Source organism: Nonomuraea sp. NPDC050227, from assembly GCF_044459705.1.
Classification (GTDB): Bacteria; Actinomycetota; Actinomycetes; order Streptosporangiales; family Streptosporangiaceae; genus Nonomuraea.
The window spans coordinates 305,372-323,479 of the sequence record NZ_JBITJF010000007.1 but is presented as its reverse complement, the minus strand read 5'-3'; the positions used below and the strand labels follow the sequence as shown (position 1 = coordinate 323,479).

At 73.9% G+C, this 18,108-nt stretch carries 18 protein-coding genes; 10 read left to right on the top strand and 8 right to left on the bottom strand.

Annotation, left to right across the window (positions count from 1 at the left end):
- Positions 1–1,161 (bottom strand): serine hydrolase domain-containing protein, encoded by a 1,161-nt coding sequence (locus ACIBK9_RS28050; protein ID WP_397161922.1) that lies wholly within the window; start codon positions 1,159–1,161, stop codon positions 1–3.
- 122 nt (positions 1,162–1,283) lie between these two features.
- Here ACIBK9_RS28050 and ACIBK9_RS28045 point away from each other — a divergent pair, with 122 nt between their 5' ends.
- The 5 genes from ACIBK9_RS28045 to ACIBK9_RS28025 all read left to right on the top strand — a co-directional run bounded on the left by ACIBK9_RS28045 (position 1,284) and on the right by ACIBK9_RS28025 (position 6,124).
- Positions 1,284–1,571, top strand: coding sequence for a response regulator transcription factor (locus ACIBK9_RS28045; RefSeq protein ID WP_387678468.1), 288 nt, complete (start codon positions 1,284–1,286; stop codon positions 1,569–1,571).
- Between the two features lie 43 nt (positions 1,572–1,614).
- Complete coding sequence (locus ACIBK9_RS28040) at positions 1,615–2,244, top strand: TetR/AcrR family transcriptional regulator (RefSeq protein WP_387678471.1); 630 nt, start codon at positions 1,615–1,617, stop codon at positions 2,242–2,244.
- Positions 2,241–3,827 carry an AMP-binding protein gene (locus tag ACIBK9_RS28035; protein WP_397161921.1) on the top strand — a complete coding sequence of 529 codons (1,587 nt, stop codon included), beginning with the start codon at positions 2,241–2,243 and terminating at the stop codon, positions 3,825–3,827. The genes ACIBK9_RS28040 and ACIBK9_RS28035 overlap by 4 nt, the downstream gene beginning before the upstream one ends.
- Positions 3,824–4,612 carry an enoyl-CoA hydratase/isomerase family protein gene (locus ACIBK9_RS28030; protein WP_397161920.1) on the top strand — a complete coding sequence of 263 codons (789 nt, stop codon included), beginning with the start codon at positions 3,824–3,826 and terminating at the stop codon, positions 4,610–4,612. The genes ACIBK9_RS28035 and ACIBK9_RS28030 overlap by 4 nt, the downstream gene beginning before the upstream one ends.
- A gap of 126 nt (positions 4,613–4,738) precedes the next feature.
- Positions 4,739–6,124: an amino acid permease gene (locus ACIBK9_RS28025; protein WP_397161919.1), complete on the top strand. Its 1,386-nt coding sequence runs from the start codon at positions 4,739–4,741 to the stop codon at positions 6,122–6,124.
- A gap of 123 nt (positions 6,125–6,247) precedes the next feature.
- Here ACIBK9_RS28025 and ACIBK9_RS28020 read toward each other — a convergent pair whose 3' ends face one another.
- Both ACIBK9_RS28020 and ACIBK9_RS28015 read right to left on the bottom strand, forming a co-directional pair.
- A complete protein-coding gene (locus ACIBK9_RS28020) occupies positions 6,248–7,036 on the bottom strand; it encodes an SDR family oxidoreductase (protein ID WP_397161918.1) in 789 nt (262 codons plus the stop codon).
- A gap of 23 nt (positions 7,037–7,059) precedes the next feature.
- Positions 7,060–7,674 (bottom strand): TetR/AcrR family transcriptional regulator, encoded by a 615-nt coding sequence (locus ACIBK9_RS28015; protein WP_397161917.1) that lies wholly within the window; start codon positions 7,672–7,674, stop codon positions 7,060–7,062.
- A 114-nt stretch (positions 7,675–7,788) separates the two neighbouring features.
- Between ACIBK9_RS28015 and ACIBK9_RS28010 the strand changes: the two genes are divergently transcribed.
- From ACIBK9_RS28010 to ACIBK9_RS28000, 3 genes are read left to right on the top strand one after another with little or no spacing between them, the layout of a single operon-like run.
- A complete protein-coding gene (locus tag ACIBK9_RS28010; RefSeq protein ID WP_397161916.1) occupies positions 7,789–8,016 on the top strand; it encodes a hypothetical protein in 228 nt (75 codons plus the stop codon).
- Positions 8,016–8,357 (top strand): metalloregulator ArsR/SmtB family transcription factor, encoded by a 342-nt coding sequence (locus ACIBK9_RS28005; RefSeq protein WP_352327141.1) that lies wholly within the window; start codon positions 8,016–8,018, stop codon positions 8,355–8,357. Before ACIBK9_RS28010 ends, ACIBK9_RS28005 begins: the two co-directional genes overlap by 1 nt.
- Positions 8,354–10,048 (top strand): SulP family inorganic anion transporter, encoded by a 1,695-nt coding sequence (locus ACIBK9_RS28000; protein WP_397161915.1) that lies wholly within the window; start codon positions 8,354–8,356, stop codon positions 10,046–10,048. The genes ACIBK9_RS28005 and ACIBK9_RS28000 overlap by 4 nt, the downstream gene beginning before the upstream one ends.
- 37 nt (positions 10,049–10,085) lie before the next feature.
- Here ACIBK9_RS28000 and ACIBK9_RS27995 read toward each other — a convergent pair whose 3' ends face one another.
- Both ACIBK9_RS27995 and ACIBK9_RS27990 read right to left on the bottom strand, forming a co-directional pair.
- Positions 10,086–10,457 carry a hypothetical protein gene (locus tag ACIBK9_RS27995; protein ID WP_397161914.1) on the bottom strand — a complete coding sequence of 124 codons (372 nt, stop codon included), beginning with the start codon at positions 10,455–10,457 and terminating at the stop codon, positions 10,086–10,088.
- 131 nt (positions 10,458–10,588) lie between these two features.
- Positions 10,589–11,536, bottom strand: a complete 948-nt coding sequence (locus tag ACIBK9_RS27990; RefSeq protein WP_397161913.1) for a helix-turn-helix transcriptional regulator — start codon at positions 11,534–11,536, stop codon at positions 10,589–10,591.
- Positions 11,537–11,618: 82 nt separating this feature from the next.
- Here ACIBK9_RS27990 and ACIBK9_RS27985 point away from each other — a divergent pair, with 82 nt between their 5' ends.
- Entirely contained in the window at positions 11,619–12,326 is a 708-nt protein-coding gene (locus tag ACIBK9_RS27985) for an alpha/beta fold hydrolase (RefSeq protein ID WP_397161912.1), read from the top strand.
- 35 nt (positions 12,327–12,361) lie between these two features.
- Here ACIBK9_RS27985 and ACIBK9_RS27980 read toward each other — a convergent pair whose 3' ends face one another.
- Positions 12,362–13,048: a response regulator gene (locus ACIBK9_RS27980; RefSeq protein WP_397161911.1), complete on the bottom strand. Its 687-nt coding sequence runs from the start codon at positions 13,046–13,048 to the stop codon at positions 12,362–12,364.
- Between the two features lie 17 nt (positions 13,049–13,065).
- Positions 13,066–14,268 (bottom strand): sensor histidine kinase, encoded by a 1,203-nt coding sequence (locus ACIBK9_RS27975; protein ID WP_397161910.1) that lies wholly within the window; start codon positions 14,266–14,268, stop codon positions 13,066–13,068.
- 138 nt (positions 14,269–14,406) lie between these two features.
- Here ACIBK9_RS27975 and ACIBK9_RS27970 point away from each other — a divergent pair, with 138 nt between their 5' ends.
- Positions 14,407–15,948, top strand: coding sequence for an alpha/beta hydrolase (locus ACIBK9_RS27970; RefSeq protein WP_397161909.1), 1,542 nt, complete (start codon positions 14,407–14,409; stop codon positions 15,946–15,948).
- Here ACIBK9_RS27970 and ACIBK9_RS27965 read toward each other — a convergent pair.
- Positions 15,945–18,101 carry an alpha-L-fucosidase gene (locus tag ACIBK9_RS27965; RefSeq protein ID WP_397161908.1) on the bottom strand — a complete coding sequence of 719 codons (2,157 nt, stop codon included), beginning with the start codon at positions 18,099–18,101 and terminating at the stop codon, positions 15,945–15,947. The genes ACIBK9_RS27970 and ACIBK9_RS27965 overlap by 4 nt on opposite strands.
- Positions 18,102–18,108: the final 7 nt, after the last annotated feature.

The window sequence follows — 18,108 nt, the reverse complement described above, 5'->3', positions numbered from 1 at the left end:
CTACGGGCGCGCGCAGGGGCCGGTGGGCGCCTTGCCGAGGCTCACCCGCAGGGCGTTCTCGATGAACTCGCTGCTCTGCTTCTTGGACACCGTCTCCGCCTGGGTGAGGGTGCCGGTCATCGCGAGCCGCTGCTTCGGCACGTAGATCTGGAACGCGCCGAAGAAGCCGCTGTGCCCGTAGGCGGCATCGCCCGTCGCGGTCAGCCGGGCGATGCCCAGCCCGTACGGCGACCCGGCCTTGACGCTCTGCGGGGTGCTGCGCAACATCGTCCGCAGCGTCGCCGGGTTCTTGAAGACCTTGCCCTCGAACAGGCCGCGCATGAACCGGTTGAGGTCGGCCCCGGTGGAGACCAGGCCGCCGCCGCCGAAGGTGTCGAACGTCGGGTTGTGGTCGTAGGTGTCGCGCTCGCCGAGGTAGTTGTGGGCGCGCGGGCCGCGGTGCGGCTCCCACCACTCCAGGTACGTGCGGTCCATCTTCAGCGGCTCCAGCAGCAACGACCGGTACAACCGGTGCAGCGGCTCGCGGCCGGCCCTCTCGATGACCATCCCGGCCAGGACGTAGCCCGTGTCGGAGTAGTGGTAGCCCTTGGCGGGAGCGAAGTAGGGCTTGCCCGACCGAAGCGCCCAGTCCACCAGCTCCAGTGGTTTCCAGGTCTTGTCCGGGTGGTCGAGCACGTACTGGAACCACTTCTCGTCGCCCACGTAGTCGTACAGGCCGGCGGTGTGGTCGAGGAGCTGCCGGACGGTGATCCGCGACCCGTACGGGATGCGCGCGACCAGCTTCCGGTCCAGGTATGCGCTGATGGGAGCGTCCAGGCGCAGGTCGCCGCGTTCGGCGAGGCGGAGCGCGACGGCCGCGGTCATCGTCTTGGTGACGCTGGCCGTGCGGAAGGCGTCGGAGCTGCGCAGGGCGCGTCCGCCCAGCTCGTACACGCCGGCCGCGCCGTCGAAGGCCCGGCCGGGGCCGGTCACGGTGAGGATCGCGCCGGGCACGGGCGGCTTGACGACGTCGTCCAGCAGGCAGCGGAGCTGCTCGTCGGTGGCGTCGGTGGCGTCCGTGGCGCTGCGGGCCGCGGCGGCGGGGACGTGCGCCGTCCGGGCGTGGGCCGGGACGGCGAGGCCGCCGCCGAGCACCACGCCGGCCAGGACGGCGCCGAGCACGCAGGTTTTCTGGGCATGATGATGATTTTTTGACCGCATGGCCAGGATTTAATCCAGATGGTATGAGTGAGACAAGAGGTTCGCCCGGATCTTGCGGTTTCCCGCACCGAGGAGGTGCCGCCATGCCCGACCCCGGCTGGGACGAGTCCCTGCTGCCCCGGGAGCGCGAGGTGCTCGCCCTGATGGCCGAGGGCTGGTCCAACACCGGCATCGCCGACCAGCTGTACCTGTCGCTGAGCGCGGTGGAGAAGCACGTCACCGCGGTGTTCGCCAAACTCGGCCTGCCCGCGTCGGCGGCCGGCAACCGCCGGGTGCTGGCGGTGCTGCACTACCTCGCGGCGACCGGCCGGCCCGGGAGACGGCCCGGGGAACGGCCGGGTGAGGGGTGGGGGAAACCGCACAGTCGGTGAGCGGGGCTTGCCGGACGCCGTCCGCCGGGCTTGAATCCTGGCCATGCGGTCAAAAATCGATCAGGACGGCCAGAAGAAGGCCTCGTTCATCGAGGAGGCCCGGCGGCGGCAGATCGTGGAGGGAGCCATCTCCACCATCGCCAGCGCCGGGCTGCCCCAGGCGTCGCTGGCCCGGATCGCCCAGGACGTCGGCGTCAGCAGGGGCGTGATCTCCTACCACTTCGCCGGCCGGGACGAACTGATCCAGCAGGTCGTCAACGCTCTGTTCACCGAGAGCAACCGGTTCATCAAGGCTCGGGTGGACCGGGCGCCGGACGCCCCGCACCGGCTGCGCGCCTTCATCGAGGCGAGCTTCGAGTTCATGGCGGCCAACCGCGCCAACTTCGTCGCGCTGGTGGACATCTGGGGCAGCTTCGGATCGCCCGAGGCCAAGCGCCGGTTCAACGCCGACATGTACGACCCGTGCCGCCACCACCTGGAGGGCATCCTGCGGCGCGGCCAGGACAGCGGCGACTTCCGCGACTTCTCGCCGCGCACGCTGGCCGCCACCGTCCAGGGCGCGATCGACGGCGTCATGCTCCAGTGGGTCTTCGACGAGGAGGCCGTCGACCTGGCCGACTGCGCCGCCGAGCTGACGACGATGTTCGACATGGCCACCCGGCGGCGAGCGTGACGGCCGCGCCGCCGTCGTACGGCGGGGGAGCGGCCGGGCGGATCGCCGGGGGCCTCGGCGGGTTGCTCCGGGACCGGGCCGCCGCGCACGGCGACCGGGTGCTGTTCCGCTTCGGCGGCGTCGAGACCACCGTCGCGCAGGTGGAGCGGCGGACCGACCGGCTGGCGGGCGTGCTGGCCGGGCACGGCGTCCGCCGCGGCGACCGGGTGGCGGTGATGCTCGCCAACGGCGTCGGTTTCCCGGTCGCCTGGCTGGCGATCGCCAAGCTGGGCGCGGTGATCGTCCCGCTGAACCCCGGGTATCGCAGCGCCGACCTGGCCCACGTCGTCAAGGACTCCGCGCCGGTGCTGGCCCTGGCCGGCTCGGCCGCGGCGGCCGGTGCGCTGCTGGCGCTGGGCCTGGGCGAGGTCGGGCTGCTCGACGCCGCCGACGCCGGGCCCGCGCCCGAGCCCGTCCCCCCGGGCGCCTTCGACGCGGGGGCCGAGAGCGCCGCCGCGCCCGGCGCCCCCGACCTGCCCGACGTCGGCTGGGACGACCTGCTCAACCTCCAGTACACCTCGGGCACCACCGGGTTCCCCAAGGGCTGCATGCTCACCCACCGCTACTGGCTCCACCTGGCCGAGCTGGCGGCCGACGTCGCCGCCGTCACCCCGGACGACGTGGACCTCACCGCCCAGCCGTTCTACTACATGGACCCGCAGTGGAACACGGTGCTGTGCCTGCTGACCGGCATCCCGCTGGTCATCCTGCCGCGCTTCTCCGCCTCCGGCTTCTGGCCCTCGGTGCGCGAGCACGGCGCCACCTTCTTCTACGTCCTCGGCACGATGCCGCTGCTGCTGCTCAAGCAGCCGCCCGACCCCGAACGGGACCGGGCCCACCGCGTCCGGCTCGTCCTGTGCTCGGGCATCGCGCCCGCCCTGCACGCCGCGATCGAGGAGCGCTGGGGCGCGCCCTGGCGGGAGGCGTACGGCAGCACCGAGGCCGGGGTCGTGCTGGCCGTCCGGCCGGAGGACACCGCGTGCGTCGGCACCGGCGCCATGGGCCGGCCCGTCCCCGGCAAGGAGGTCAAGATCGTCTTAGCGGACGGATCCGACGCCGCGGACGGCGAGGTCGGCGAGATCATGGTCCGCGGCCGGCCGATGCTGACCGGCTACTGGAACCGGGACGAGCCGCTGCTGCGCGACGGCTGGTACCCCATGGGCGACCTCGGCCGCCGGGACGCCCGCGGCCACTACCACCTGGTCGGACGGCTCAAGGAGATGATCCGGCGCGGCAGTGAGAACATCGCCGCCGCCGAGGTGGAGGCCGTGCTGACCGGCCATCCGGCCGTGCGCGCCGCCGCCGTGATCCCGGTGCCCGACGAGCTGTTCGGCGAGGAGGTCAAGGCGTTCGTGCAGGTCGCCGAGCCCGTCGAGCCGCACGAGCTGGTCGACTACGTCCGGGCGCGGCTGGCCGACTTCAAGACGCCGCGGTTCGTGGAGTTCGTCGAGGCGTTCCCGATGACGCCGTCCGAACGCATCGCCAAACACCTGCTGCCGTCCGGACGGGACGGCGCCTACGACGCCCGGGAGGCAAACCGATGAGCACCGATCTGCGGGTGCGCCGCGCCGGCTCGGCCCTGGTGGTCGCCTTCGACCGGCCCGAGGTGCTGAACGCCTTCCGGCAGCGCACCTACGGCGAGCTGGTCGCCGTCCTGGACGAGGCGGCCCGCGACGACGCGGTGGGCGCGCTGGTGCTCACCGGCACCGGCCGCGCCTTCTCGGCCGGGACCGACCTGAAGGAGGCCGGCGCGCAGCTCGCCGCCGGGTCCGACGCCGACCTGGTCGAACGGACCGCCGCGCTCCAGGACCTCACCCGCCGCTTCACCACCCACCCCAAGGTGATCATCTCGGCGGTCAACGGGATCGCGGTCGGCGTCGGCGTGGAGCTGGCCATCGCCAGCGACCTGCGGCTGGCCGGCCACGCCGCCTCGTTCGCCTTCAAGGAGGTGCACCGCGGCCTGTTCCCGAGCAACGGCGTGCTGTACTCGCTGCCCCGCCTGGTCGGCCACGGCCGCGCGGTGGACCTGCTGCTGACGGGCGAGACCGTCGGCGCCGCCGAGGCGTACCGCGCCGGGCTGGTCAGCAGGCTGGTCCCCGACGCCGGCCTGCTCGACACGGCGCTGGAGCTGGCCGAACGCGTCGCCGCCGCGGCGCCCACCCCGGTACGCCTGATCAAGCAGGCCATGCGGCAGGTCTGGGAGCTGGACCTGGAACAGGTGCTCGACCTGGAGACCGAAGGGCTGCTGGCCTGCCTGCGCGGCCAGGACGTGCGCGAAGGCGTCCGCTCCTTCGTCGAACGGCGCCCCGCCGTCTACCGCGGCCACTGACCGCTACCACTGACTGCGGCCACTGACCGCGCCGCTCGTACCGCCCCCGCGATCAACCAGGCCCCGGCCCGGCCATGGGCCGGGGTCCGACCTCCCCCATCCGAGAACAGCAGGGAGCCGAACGCCATGACCGGGCACGACAGCGGGGGATCGCTCCACCGCGGACTCAAACGACGCCACATGACCATGATCGGGCTCGGCGGCGTCATCAGCGCCGGCCTGTTCGTCAGCAGCGGCAAGGTGATCGCCGACACCGGCCCGGCGGCGCTGGTCGCCTACGCCCTGGGCGGCCTGATCGTCGTCCTGGTGATGCGGATGCTCGGCGAGATGGCCGCCGCCCGGCCCTCGGCGGGCTCGTTCGCCGACTACGCCCGTGCCGCCCTCGGGCCGCGCGCCGGGTTCCTGGTGGGCTGGTGCTACTGGCTGTTCGCGATCGTCGCGGTCGCGTTCGAGGGCGTGGCGGGGGCCAAGCTGCTGCACTCCCTGTCCGGCGCCGTCCCCGTGCTGCCGACGGCCGTCGCGCTGCTGGCGGCGCTCACCGCGGCCAACCTGGTCTCGGTACGGCTGTTCGGCGAGACCGAGTTCTGGCTGGCCTCGGTCAAGGTCGTGGTGATCGTGGCCTTCCTCGCCGCCGGGGCGCTGTACGTCCTGGGTCTGTGGCCGTCCGGCGGCGGCGCCGGTCTCAGCGCGCTGACCGGGCACGGCGGGTTCGCCCCCAAGGGCTGGGGAGCGGTCCTCACCGCGCTCGTCACCGTGCTGTTCTCCTACTTCGGGGCGGAGATCGTCACCATCGCGGCCGCCGAGTCGGCCGAACCCGCCAAGGAGGTCGCGCGGGCCACCCTGCGGGTGGTCTGGCGGGTGCTGATCTTCTACGTCGGCTCGGTGCTGGTCATCCTGGCGGTCGTGCCGTGGAACCGCGTCCCGGCGGGCGGCGCGGACAGCCCGTTCGCGGCCGCCATCGCCGAGCTCGGCGTCCCCGGCGCGGCGACCCTGATGACCTGGGTGATCCTGGTCGCGGTCGTGTCGGTGATGAACGCCGCGCTGTACGCCGCCTCGCGCGTCCTGTGCGCGATGGCCGCCCGCGGCGACGCCCCCGCCGCGGCGGCGCGGGTGCGGGCGTCCGGGGTGCCCGCGCCCGCGCTGCTCGGCGGCGGCGCGCTCGCGCTGGCCCTGATGGCCGGCGCGTTCGCGGTCGGCGACGACGCCTTCGACCTGCTGATCAACACCGCCGGGCTGCTGGTGCTACTGCTCTACGTCTTCGTGGCGCTCAGCCAGCTCCGGCTGCGCCGGCGTATGGAGGCCGAGTCGCCCGAGCTGCTGCGGCTGCGCATGTGGGGTTTCCCCTGGCTGAGCCGGGTGGTGGTGGCGCTGCTGGTGCTGGCGTTCGCCGCCGTGGCCTCGTCCGCCGAGGCGCTTCCCGTGGTCGGGGCGGTCGCCGTGGCCGTCGGCGGCACGCTGCTCGCCTACGAGATCAGATCCCGCCGCAAACAGCCCGCCGACGCGGTCGCCTGAACGGTGGTCTGAGCGGTGGCCGGTCGGCGGCCCCAAGCGCCGTCAACGCCCTCAGCGCCGTCAGCGCCGTCAGCGCCGTCAGTGCCGTCAACGCCCTCAGCGCCGTCAGCGCCGTCAGTGCCGTCAGCGCCAATGGAGGTCGCCGAGCAGCGCGGCCTCCGCGCCTCCGTCGGCGAAGATGATCTGGCCGGTGACGAAGCGGTTGTCGGCGCCGGTGAGCCAGCACAGGAGCTCGGCGATCCACTCCGGCCGCCCGGGGAAGCCGCCGAACGGTTGCGGCGCCGCCGCCTCCACCGCGGCCCGCGCCTCCTCGCTCGCGAAGATCCAGGCGGCCGCCGGCGTGTCCACGACGCCGGACGCGACGGCGTTGAGCGCGATGCCGGCGCCCGCCCACTCCGGTGTGGGGGCGGCTCTGCGCACCCAGCGGTTCAACGCGCGCTTGGCGATCCCGTAGGCGCCGGCCGGGCCGCCGGCGGACGGGTCCGCCTCGACGAGGGCGACGGCGGCGGCTTCGTCGCCGTCCAGGCACGCCTGCATGACGCGCTCGTCGGCGGGGGCCAGCGACGAGGTCGACGACACGACCACGGCACGAGGGGCCCGACTCCGCGCCAGCACCGGACGTAGACCTTCGAGCGTCGCGACCGCGCCGAAGTAGTTCGTCGCCAGCAGCCCGGTCCGGCCGCCCCCGGCGACGGCGAGCACCGCGTCGACGGTCCCGGCCGCGCTCACCTGGTCGACCAGCGACCGCCGGCCCTCGGGCGTGGACAGGTCGGCCTGGACGTCGGCGTCGTCGAGGTCGCAGCCGATGACCGTGGCGCCGCGGGCGCGGAGCAGGGCGGCGGTCGCGGCGCCGATGCCCGACGCCGACCCGGTGACGACGTACGTCCGCCCGGCGATCCCTTCAGCTGACATCGTGTTCCCCTTCCGGACCGGTCTCAGGACTTCTCGCTCGTACTGCGGTCGAAGAGTTCGACCAGTTCGTCCGCGCAGAGGCCGGGGTCGAGCCCGGCGGCGAGGAGCGGGACGACGCTGTCGATCGACGCCCGCAGCGCCGCCGCCATGACCCGCGGGTCGAAGGTGCGGAAGACGCCGGCGCGCTGCCCGTCCGTGAACAGGCCGGCCAGCCGGTCCAGCGACTCGGTGTGGTGCCGTTCCCAGACGCCTTGACCGCTGTTGAGCAGGATCTGCTGGAGCGCCCGCACCTGAGAGGAGTGGGCGGCGATGAACGCCACGTTCGCCCGGATGGCGGTGGCGAGCAGTTCGCGGGCGCCGGTCGCGGCCTCCACGGCGGGACGCACGTGGGCCTCGGCGTCGGCGGCGATCCGGTCGGCGACGGCCGCGAACAGCTCGTCCTTGCTGGAGAAGTGGTAGGTGATCAGCCGGCTGCTGCTGAGCCCGGCCTCCTTGCAGATGGCGTCGAAGGTGGTGGCCTGGTAGCCGCGCTCGCCGAGCAGGGTGATCGCGGCCCGGATGATCTGCTTCCTGCGGGCCGCGGTCGCCGCCTGATGGGGGCCGGGCGGACGGCCTTGACCGCCGTCGCTGTTATCCATGCAGATAACGTTATCTATCCAGATAACAAACGGGCAAGCCGTATAGAAGTTGCGAATTTTCGCAATTCGTTTAACACTTATCTCGTCAAGGCAGGCATGAAGGCAGGGGACAGTGTGAGCGAGGCGTTCGCTGCGGCGATCCGGCGCCGGGTGGATGAGGCGGCCGGCGCGCTGCGCGCGGCCGAACAGGACGGCGACGCCGACGCCGCGCTGGCCGCCGCCGGCGGGCTGGACGAGGTGCTGCGGATGGCCCGCGCGCACGGCGTGGACACCGACGAGAGCCCCGGCGCGGACCCCGGCCCGGACCCCGGCGCGGCCCGCGGGGGAGAGGAGGCGCGCTGATGTCCGTCCCCCTGTACGAGGCCAAGGCCGAGCTGTTCCGGCTGCTCGGACATCCGGTGCGGATCCGCGTGCTGGAGCTGCTCCAGGACGGCCCGATGCCGGTGCGCGACCTGCTGGCCGAGATCGAGGTGGAGCCCACCGGCCTGTCCCAGCATCTGGCCGTGCTGCGCCGCTCGGAGCTGGTCACCGCCCGCCGCGACGGATCGACCGTCGTGTACGCGCTGTCCGGCGGCGACGTGGCGGAGCTGCTGCGCGCCGCCCGCCACCTGCTGCAGGCCAAGCTCTCCGGCCGGCACGCGCTGCTGAACGAGCTGCTCGAATCGGAGGCCGGCGAACGGTGACCTCAGTGCTCCGGGCGGGCTGGGCCCGTCTGCGTCCCGTCCTGCCCGGCCGGGCCGATCTGGCCGCGTTCGGCCGTCATCCGCGCCGCGACCTGCTGGCCGGGCTGACGGTGGCCATCGTGGCGCTGCCGCTGGCGCTCGGCTTCGGCATCTCCAGCGGGCTGGGCGCGCAGGCGGGGCTGGCCACCGCGGTGGTGGCCGGCGCGCTGGCCGCCGTCTTCGGCGGCTCGGCGCTGCAGGTGTCCGGGCCGACCGGGGCGATGACGGTGGTGCTCGTCCCGATCATGCACGCGCACGGCGCCACCGGCGTGCTGACGGTGGGGCTGCTGGCCGGGCTGCTGCTGCTCGGCCTGGCCCTGGCCCGGGCGGGCCGGTTCATGATGCTGGTGCCCGCGCCGGTGGTGGAGGGCTTCACCCTGGGCATCGCCTGCGTGATCGGCATGCAGCAGGTGCCCGCCGCGCTCGGCGTGCCCACGCCCGCGGGTGACAAGGTGCTGACCGTGGCCTGGCAGGCGGTACGCGACTTCGCGGCCCGTCCGAACTGGGCCGCCCTCGCCATGGCCGCGGCGGTCGCGGCGTTGATCCTGGTCGGCGGACGCCGGCGGCCCGCTGTGCCGTTCTCGCTGCTCGCCGTCGTCGCCGCCACGCTCGTCGCGGAGCTGGCGGGGTTGCCGGTGACGCGCATCGGCGCCCTGCCCGCGGGGCTGCCCGCCCCGTCCCTGGAGTTCCTGGACGTCGGCGCGCTGAGCTCCCTCGTCGCCCCCGCGTTCGCCGTGGCCGCGCTGGCCGCGCTGGAATCGTTGTTGTCGGCCGCCGTCGCCGACGGCATGAGCGTCAACCATCGGCACGACCCCGACCGCGAGCTGTTCGGCCAGGGCATCGCCAACCTGGTCGCCCCGCTGTTCGGCGGCGTCCCGGCCACCGGGGCGATCGCCCGCACCGCCGTCAACGTGCGCGCGGGCGCGTCCTCCCGGCTGGCCGCGCTCGCGCACGCCGCGATCCTCGGCGTCATCGTGTTCACCGCCGCCGGGCTGGTCGCCCGCATCCCGCTGGCGGCCCTGGCCGGGGTGCTGCTGGCCACCGCGGCGCGGATGGTCGAGGTCGGCTCGGTGACGTCGATGCTGCGCTCCACCCGGGCCGACGCCGTCGTCCTGGTCTCGACCGCGGTCGCGACCCTCGTCCTCGACCTGGTCACCGCCGTCATCCTCGGCCTGATCGTGGCCGGGGCGCTCGCGCTGCGCGCCATCGCCGGGAACGTGCGCCTGGACACCGTGCCCCTGCGGGCCGACCTGCCCGGCGACCACGACGCCGAGGAGCACGAGCTGCTGGCCGAGCACATCGTCGCCTACCGGCTGGACGGGCCGCTGTTCTTCGCCGCGGCGCACCGCTTCCTGCTGGAGCTGTCGGAGGTCGCCGACGTCTCGGTGGTGATCCTGCGCATGTCCCGCATCACCACGATCGACGCCAGCGGCGCCCTGGTGCTCGGCGACGCCGTCGCCCGCCTGGAACGACGCGGCATCACCGTGTACGTCTCCGGCATCCGGGACGGCCACCACCGGCCGCTGCGCGCCCTGGGCGCGATCGCCCGCCTGGACGAGGCCGGCCAGGTGTTCGCCTCGACCCCGGAGGCCATCGCGGCGGCCCGCCGCCATCTCCACCGCACCGGCGTCCTCCCCGCCCCCATCGGCTGACCGCCGACGAAGGCGGGGCGGGCAGGTGGCGCCGCGATCAGTAGCAGTACCAGGAGAAGGCGTTGCGCTCGTCGTGGAAGGCGGCGTGGGACAGGCCCGCGCCGTGCTGCCAGCGGCACGCGTCGTGCATGTTGATGCCGTGCATGGTGCCGTCCACGCCGACGCAGCGCCAGCTCCAGACCGACTTCGGATTCTGGGCCACCGAGTTGAGGTGGCCCAGGCTCTGGCAGTACGCGTGCAGCCGGTCCAGGCCCGGCTGGCCGGTCGCGGGGCCGGCCGCGGAGGTCGCCTGGGCGGGCGGCGCGGTGGTGGCGAGGGCGGCCAGGCCGAGCCCGGCGGCGAGTGCGGTGGCGGCGAGGGCCGCGGTGACCTTCCTGGTCCTGGGGCGCGGCGCGCTGGATGCGTTCACGGGTCTCTCCTTCGCTGCGGGCGGCCCGGTCGGCCGCCTCGCACCCCAGGCAAGCGGCCGGCCCGGGGTGTCCAACAGCAGCTCGGACGGACCCGGACGGACTCGGCTGGCACCGTCCCTCCAGTACCGCCTCAATCGGAGGTCTGGTCTAGCAGGCTCTGGGCCAGGCGGCGGACGGCCGTGCGCAGCTCCGGCGGCGACTGGATCGTGAACGGGAAGCCGAGCCCGGCGAGCATGGCGGCCATGCCGTCCAGGGACTCGGCGCGCATCCGCAGCAGCACTCCGTCCGGGGTCTCGGTGAGCGTGGCCACCGACGGCGGGACGCGACGGGCCGCCTCCGCGAGAGGCACGCGCAGCACGACCTCGACGAGGTGCGCGTACGGCACCCGGGCCAGCGACGCGGTGACCTGCCGCACCGGGTCGGACTCGGCGGGGATCTCGTAGGAGGCCGTCCCCGGGACGACGGAGGAGATCCGGTCGAGGCGGAAGGTGCGCAGCTCGCCGGACAGGTGGTCGAGGCCGGTCACGTACCAGCGGCCGGAGTGGAAGACCAGGCCGTGGCCGTCCAGTTCGCGTTCGGTGGTGGAGCCCTTCCAGGAGCGGTAGCCCAGCGTGACCCGGCGGCGGTCGCGGATCGCGGCGGCCAGGGTCAGCACGGCCCGGCTCGCGGGCGTCCGCGCCGCGCGGGCGGCGAGGGTGAAGTCGAGGGTCTCCTCCAGCGCGCCGGCCTGCTGCCGCAGCGTGGCCGGCAGCACCCGCCGGATCTTGGCCAGGGCGGCCTCCGTGGCCTCGGCGGCCAGGCCCAGGCGGCGTCCGGCGAGCAGGCCGAGGACGACGGCGGTGGCCTCGTCGTCGGTGAGCATCAGCGGCGGCAGCTTGTAGCCGGGCATCAGCCGGTAGCCGCCGTACCGGCCGCGTTCGGCGGCGACGGGGATGCCCAGGTCGGCGAGCCGGGCGGCGTAACGGCGGACGGTCCGTTCGTCCACGCCGAGCCGCTGGGCGAGGTCGCGGCCGCCCAGCACGTGGTGGGCCTGGAGCAGTTCGAGCATCGCCAGCATCCGGGTCGCCGGATATGACACAGGTCACCCTCTTTATCCGGGCGGGTTCTGTCCGCTTTCCGCTTTAGCGTAGCGACATCGGCTCACTTGGAAGGACGACGAGATGGCGAACTACGTGCTGGTACCCGGATTCTGGCTCGGCGCCTGGGCCTGGGACGAGGTGGCGCACGAACTGCGCGCCGCCGGGCACCAGGTGCGGGCGGTCACCCTGACGGGGGTGGCGGAGCGGGCCGGCGAGCTGTCACCGGAGGTCGGCGTGGAGACACATGTCGCCGACATCCTGGCGGCGATGGACGGATGGGACGACGTCGTCCTGGTCGGGCACAGCGGGGCGAACGTCCCGGTGACCGCGGTCGCCGACCGGCATCCCGAGCGGCTCAGCCGGGTCGTCTACGTGGACGCCGGGCCGCTGCCGTCCGGGGCGGCGGTGATCGACTTCAACGACGAGGACACCCAGAAGGCCTGGCGCGCCCAGGTCGGGGACGGCCACGCGCTCGACGTGCCCGCCTACGAGCAGGGGGCGGGCAAGTTCGCGGGCCTCACCGAGGAACGATGGGAGCAGATCCGCGCGAAGGCGACGCCCCAGCCGTGGGGCGCGGCCGTGCAGCCGGCGCAGCGGCCGGAGCGCATCCCGGCGACGCCGAAGACCATGGTCGCCTCGACCATGCCGGTGGCGCTGATCCGCGAGCTGATCGACTCGGGGAACCCGGCGTTCGCCGCGCTCGGCACGCCCGAGTGGACGTTCGCCGAGCTGCCGACCGGCCACTGGCCGATGTTCTCGCGGCCGGCCGAGCTCGCCGCGCTGCTCTGACGTCCGCGCGGGCGTTCCTGCCGGAGGGGATGGGGTCAGCTGGGCTTCCCGCGGACCGGGGTCTGCTCGGGCGGGCGCGGAGCGCCGTCCAGGTAGGCGAGCACGGCGCGGACGCGGCGGTGGCCGGAGTCGTCCGGGGCCAGGCCGAGCTTGGCGAAGACGTTGCCGATGTGCTTGTGGACGGCGTTGTCGGAGATGCGCATGCGCTCGGCGATGGTGGCGTTGTCGTGCCCCTGCGCCATGAGGGCCAGGGACTCCCGCTCGCGGGCGGTGAGGGCGGCGAGGGGGTCGTCAGCGCGGCGGGCGAAGAGCTGGGCGACCACTTCCGGGTCCATCGCGGTGCCGCCGGCCGCGACCCGCCGCAGGGCGTCGACGAACTCGGCCACCCGGCCGATGCGGTCCTTGAGCAGGTAGCCGATGCCGCCGCGGCCGTCGGCGAGCAGTTCGCCGGCGTACTCGCGCTCGACGTACTGCGAGAGCACCAGGATCGGCAGCGCGCCGTGCTCGCGGCGGGCCCGCAGCGCGGCGTGGATGCCCTCGTCGCGGAACGACGGCGGCAGCCGCACGTCGACGATGGCGATGTCGGGACGGTGCTCGGCGACGGCGAGCAGGAACGCCTCGCCGTCGCCGACGACCGCGACGACCTCGCAGCCCCTGGCCGCCAGCAGCAGCTTCAGCCCGCTGGCCAGCAGGACGTTGTCCTCGGCGATCACGACCCGCAAGGGACCTCCTTCGACGGTCACGACGCGCACGGCATCCGGACGGCGAGCGTGGTGGGGCCGCCCGGCGGGCTGTCGAGGCGCAGCGTGCCGTCGAGGGCGGCGACCCGCCGGCGGATCCCGGGGATCCCGGTGCCGCGCGCCTCGTCGGCGCCGCCCCTGCCGTCGTCGGTGACCTCGACGGACAGCACGTCGCCGGCCCGCTCGATCCGCAGGGACGCCCTGGTGGCGGCGGCGTGCTTGGTCACGTTCGTCAGCGCCTCGGCGATCACGTAGTAGGCCACCGTCTCCACGGACGGCGGCAGCGCGCCCAGGTCGGCGAGCTCGATGTGGACCGGCACGCTCGACCGGGCGGCCAGCGCCGTCAGCGCGCCGTCGAGCCCGCGGTCGGCGAGGATCGGCGGGTAGATCGTCTGGAGCACCGCGCGCAGCTCGGCCATCGCCTCCTCCGCCGTCTCGTGCGCCTCCTGGAGCAGCAGGGCGACCGTGTCCGGGTCGTCGGCGAGCGACTCGCGGGCCAGGCCCAGGTGCATGGCGATGGTCACCAGGCGGGCCTGCGTCCCGTCGTGCAGGTCGCGTTCGATGCGCTGGAGCTCCGCGCCGTGGGCGTCGACCACGCCGACCCGGCTCCTGGTCAGCACGTCGACCCGCTCGGTGAGCCGCTCGCGGGCCGACGGCGCGAGCAGCGCCAGGGACAGCCGGGCGTGCAGCCGGGCCAGCGCGGGCAGCCCCCACCAGGCCGCCGCGCCGAGGACGACGATCTGGGCCGACCCTCCGGCCAGCGCGGTCGCCCAATCGTCCACGGGAACGTCGAAGAACGAGAACAGCGTGGGACGCGCGTCCGCCGGGAACGCCTGCCACGCGACCATCGCCACCGCGGCGACCACGATGTTGCCCAGGCACAGCAGGGCGGCCAGCCCGAGCGGGAACCCGGTGGCGACGTGCGCGAGCGCCCAGGCGAGATCCCGCCGCCCGCCCGGCACCCCGCCCGCCGGGACGCCGAGCAGCCGCCCGGCCCGCCGGCGGTGCCAGGCCGCCCAGCCCCGCCCCGCCGCCGGCGCGAGCAGCACCGGGAGCGCGAGCGCCGTGACCACGGCGGTGACCAGCATGCCCAGCAGGTAGCCCGACCCGGACGACAGCCGGGAGACCGAGCCGGACGACAGCCAGGACGTCGAACCGGAGAACAGCCGGGAGACCGAGCCGGGGAGAGCGCGGTCACGCATGCGCACCTCCTCCTGACCTGCGTACCGGGGCACCAGTATCCCGTCACCGTCCGCGGCCGGACACTACAGCGGGCTGTACCAAGGGCGTGCGGCCGGCTGTATCGTGCCGGGCGTCCGGCCGGAATAGCGTCCCCGGCCATGAAACCGACACGTGTGCGGCCGCTCGGCCGTCTGCTCCCGGCCCTCGCCCTGATCGCCCTGTCCGTCGCCGTCGCGCCCGCGGCCGGAGCCGACGCCGGCGCGCCCGCGGCGACCGGCGGGAAACCCCCGGCGCTCGACTGGAAACGCTGCTCCCTGGGCCCGGACGACGCCGTCGGCAGGCAGCTCGACCAGGCGGGCGCGCGCTGCGCGGAGCTCGCCGTCCCGCTCGACCACTCCAGGCCGGGCGGCCGCGCCATCAAGCTCGCGCTGTCCCGCATCCCCGCGACCGACCGCGCCCATCGCATCGGCGCCCTGGTGCTCAACAGCGGCGGCCCCGGCGAGAGCACGCTCGGCATGCCCCTGCGGACACGCGCGGCCATGAAGGACGTCGCCGCCCGGTACGACGTCATCGGCCTGGACCCGCGTTTCGTCGGGCGCAGCACGCCGCTCGACTGCGGCTGGCCCATCGGCCTGTGGCTGCGCTCGGCCGGCTCGACCCGCGCCCGGTTCGACCACCAGGTGGCGGTGCAGCGCGACCTGGCCGAGCGCTGCGCCCAGCGGCACGCCGACGTGCTCCCGTACGCCAACACCCGCGACACGGCCCGCGACATCGACCTCGTGCGCCGCGCCCTGGGGGAGCGCCGGATCTCCTTCCTCGGCTACTCCTACGGCAGCTACCTGGGCGCGGTCTACACGCAGATGTTCCCCGGCCGCACCGACCGGGTGGTCCTGGACAGCGCGGGCGACCCGGGCAAGTGGGGCCCCAGGGCGATGCGGGGCTCCGAGGACGAGGCGGACCGCGCGCTGCGCGCCTGGGCGTCCTGGGCCGCCGGACGCCACGGCACCTACGGGCTCGGCGCGACCACCGCCCGCGTGCTCGCCACCGTGGACACGATCGTCGCCGCCGCGGAGGAGCGTCCGCTGCGCGTCGGGGCGTACGAGGTGGACGACCAGGCGGTCCCGTACCTGCTCTCCGTCGGCTCCGCGAACGACCGTCCCGAGGCGCGCGCCGAGTTCGCCGCCACCGTCCGGACCCTGAACGAGGCCGCGCACGGCCGCCCGGCCGAACCCGGCGCCGAGCTCGCCGGATTCCTGGCGTTCGTCCTGACCAGCGCCGGTTCGCCGCTGGCCAGCCCGGCCGCCGCGATCACCTGCGGCGACCGGGCCGCGCCGGGCGACCCCGACGTCTACTGGGACGACGTCCAGCGCAGCCGGGCGCGTCACCCGCTCTTCGGCCCGGTCAAGAACAACATCTGGCCCTGCGCCTTCTGGCCGGACGAGCCGCGCGAACCGCTCACGCACGTCGCCAACCCCACCCCCGCGCTGATCGTGTCCGCCACCGGCGACACCGCCACCACCTACGAGGGCAGCAGGGCCATGCACCGGGCGCTGACCGGCTCCCGCCTGCTCACCCTGCGCGGCGCCATCGCCCACGGGATCTACGGCGAGTACGGCAACGCCTGCGTGGACGCCAAGGTCAACGCCTACCTGGCCACCGGCGCACTCCCCGCCACCGACCAGACCTGCCGCCCGCGTTAGCGGCCTCTCACCCGCACCTCCGCCAGGGCGAGCGGGTCGGTGCCGGAGGAGAGCTGGATGCGCACGTGCCGGCCGGTGGCGCCGGCGGGCAGTTTGACCGTGCTGGGCCGGCCGGCCTGTTCCTGCACGTGCACGGCGGTCACGCCCGGCGTCGTGCGGGCCGCCTCCAGGCCGTCGGCGGTGATCGGCTGCTCGGAGGACATCACCCAGTAGTCCCGCAACCGTTCGGCGCAGCAGTCGGTGCGGTTCCAGATCTCCACGCTGTCCAGGCTGGCCGAGGCCCCCAGATCGACCTGCCACCAGGCTTCCCTGGCCGGTTCCTGGGTGTGGGTGACCGAGCCGTTCCAGAATCCGCCGTCGGTGTTGCCGTCCACGGCCCGCGCGGCCGGGGCGTCGTAGCCGGTGCTCTGCTGGGTGGCCGGCTTGCCCTGGGCCAGGTTCGGCAGCACCACCGAGACGGGGAGCCGGTACGCCGCGCGCAGCCGTCCGGACTTGAGCGTCGCCTGGATCCCGAGCGCGGCGGGCTCGGCCCCGGACGGCACGGTCACGGTGACCGGCACCTCGGTGCTCGCCCCGGCGGCCAGGTGGCCGATCCGGGCGCCGGCCGGGGTCACCGTCCAGCCGTCGGGCGCGGCGAGGGTCAGCGAGGCCGCGCGCAGCGGCGCGGAGCCGGGGTTGGTGACGGTCACCTTGCCGGTGAGGGTCTCACCGGCCTGCGCCTGCTCGGGCAGGTCGGTGCCGAAGCGCGGCAGGGCCGTCACACCGGGCGTCTCGATCTTGAACGAGTAGGCGTACTGCCCGGTCTCGGCGGGCGTGGTGACGACCACCCGGCCCTGCTCGTCGCGCTGCCACGGCAGCGGGCCGGCGTCGGAGCCGAGCAGCGTGATCCGCGTCCCGGGGCCCGCCGGCACGTCCGCGCCCAGCGTGAGCCGCTCGCCCGGCCACTTCAGCGCCGTCGCGTAGAGGACGCCGTCCTTGACGGTGTACCGGACGTCGTCCGGGCCGCCCTTCTCCTCGGCGCGCGTCCAGTACGTGGTGCCGTACATGGCCTCGCCGTTGACCTTCAGCCAGGAGCCCATGTCCAGCAGCCGTTCCCGCTGCACGTCGGGGATGGTGCCGTCGGCCTTCGGGCCCACGTCCAGCAGCAGGTTGCCGTTCTTGCTGACGATGTCCACGAAGGAGTCCACGAGCTGATCGGAGGTCAGGTAGTCCTCGATGGGCTCGTTCTGGTTGTAGCCGTAGGAGTGCGCGATGCCGCGGCTGGCCTCCCACTTGACGGGGTCGATGTCCGGCTTGACGGAGTACTCGGGCGTCTGGAAGTCCAGCTCGTGGCTCTCCAGCGCGCCGCTCTCGATCTTGCACCGGTTGGCGACCGCGACCTCCTTGCCCTTCTTCGCCGCCTTGTTGTAGTAGTCGGCGATCACCCCCGCGGTCTGCCACTGGGCGGCCGAGCGGTCCCACTGGCCGTCGCACCACAGGATGTCGGGGTCGTAGCCGTCGATCAGCTCGCGCATCTGCGGGAGCATGTAGTCCTTGACGTAGTCGCCGCTCTGCGGAGCCCCGGTGTAGGGCACCGGCTGGCCGGTGTACGGGTTGGTCGCCGGGTGGCCGGTGAACAGCGGGTTGTACCACTCCATGAGCGAGTAGTAGAAGCCCGCGCGCAGCTTCCCGTCGGCGCGGGCCGCGGTGAACAGCTCCTTGGCCAGATCACGCTTCGGGCCCATCGCCATGGTGTCGCGCTCGCTCACCTTGCTGTCCCACAGGGCGACGCCCTCGTGGTGCTTGGAGGTGAGGACGAAGTACTTGGCCCCGGCGTCGTTGAAGAGCTTGACCCAGTCGGCGGCGTCGAACTTCTCGGCCTTCCACTGCTCGGCGAAGCGGTCGTAGGCGAAGTCCGGCCCGTAGGTGTCCCGGTGGTAGCTGTTGGTCGCGTTCCCGGGGGAGTTCATGTAGTACCAGTACCACTCGGCGTAACTGCCGCGCGGGCCCCAGGCCGGGACGGAGTACGCCCCCCAATGGAGGAAGATGCCGAACTTGTCGTTGTTGAACCACTTAGGGGTCGGGTGACTGTTCAGGGATTCGACGGTCGGCTCGTAGGGGCCGTCCGTGGCGGCCTGAGCAGGAGCGGGAAGACATCCGATGATACTGAGCATGGAGACG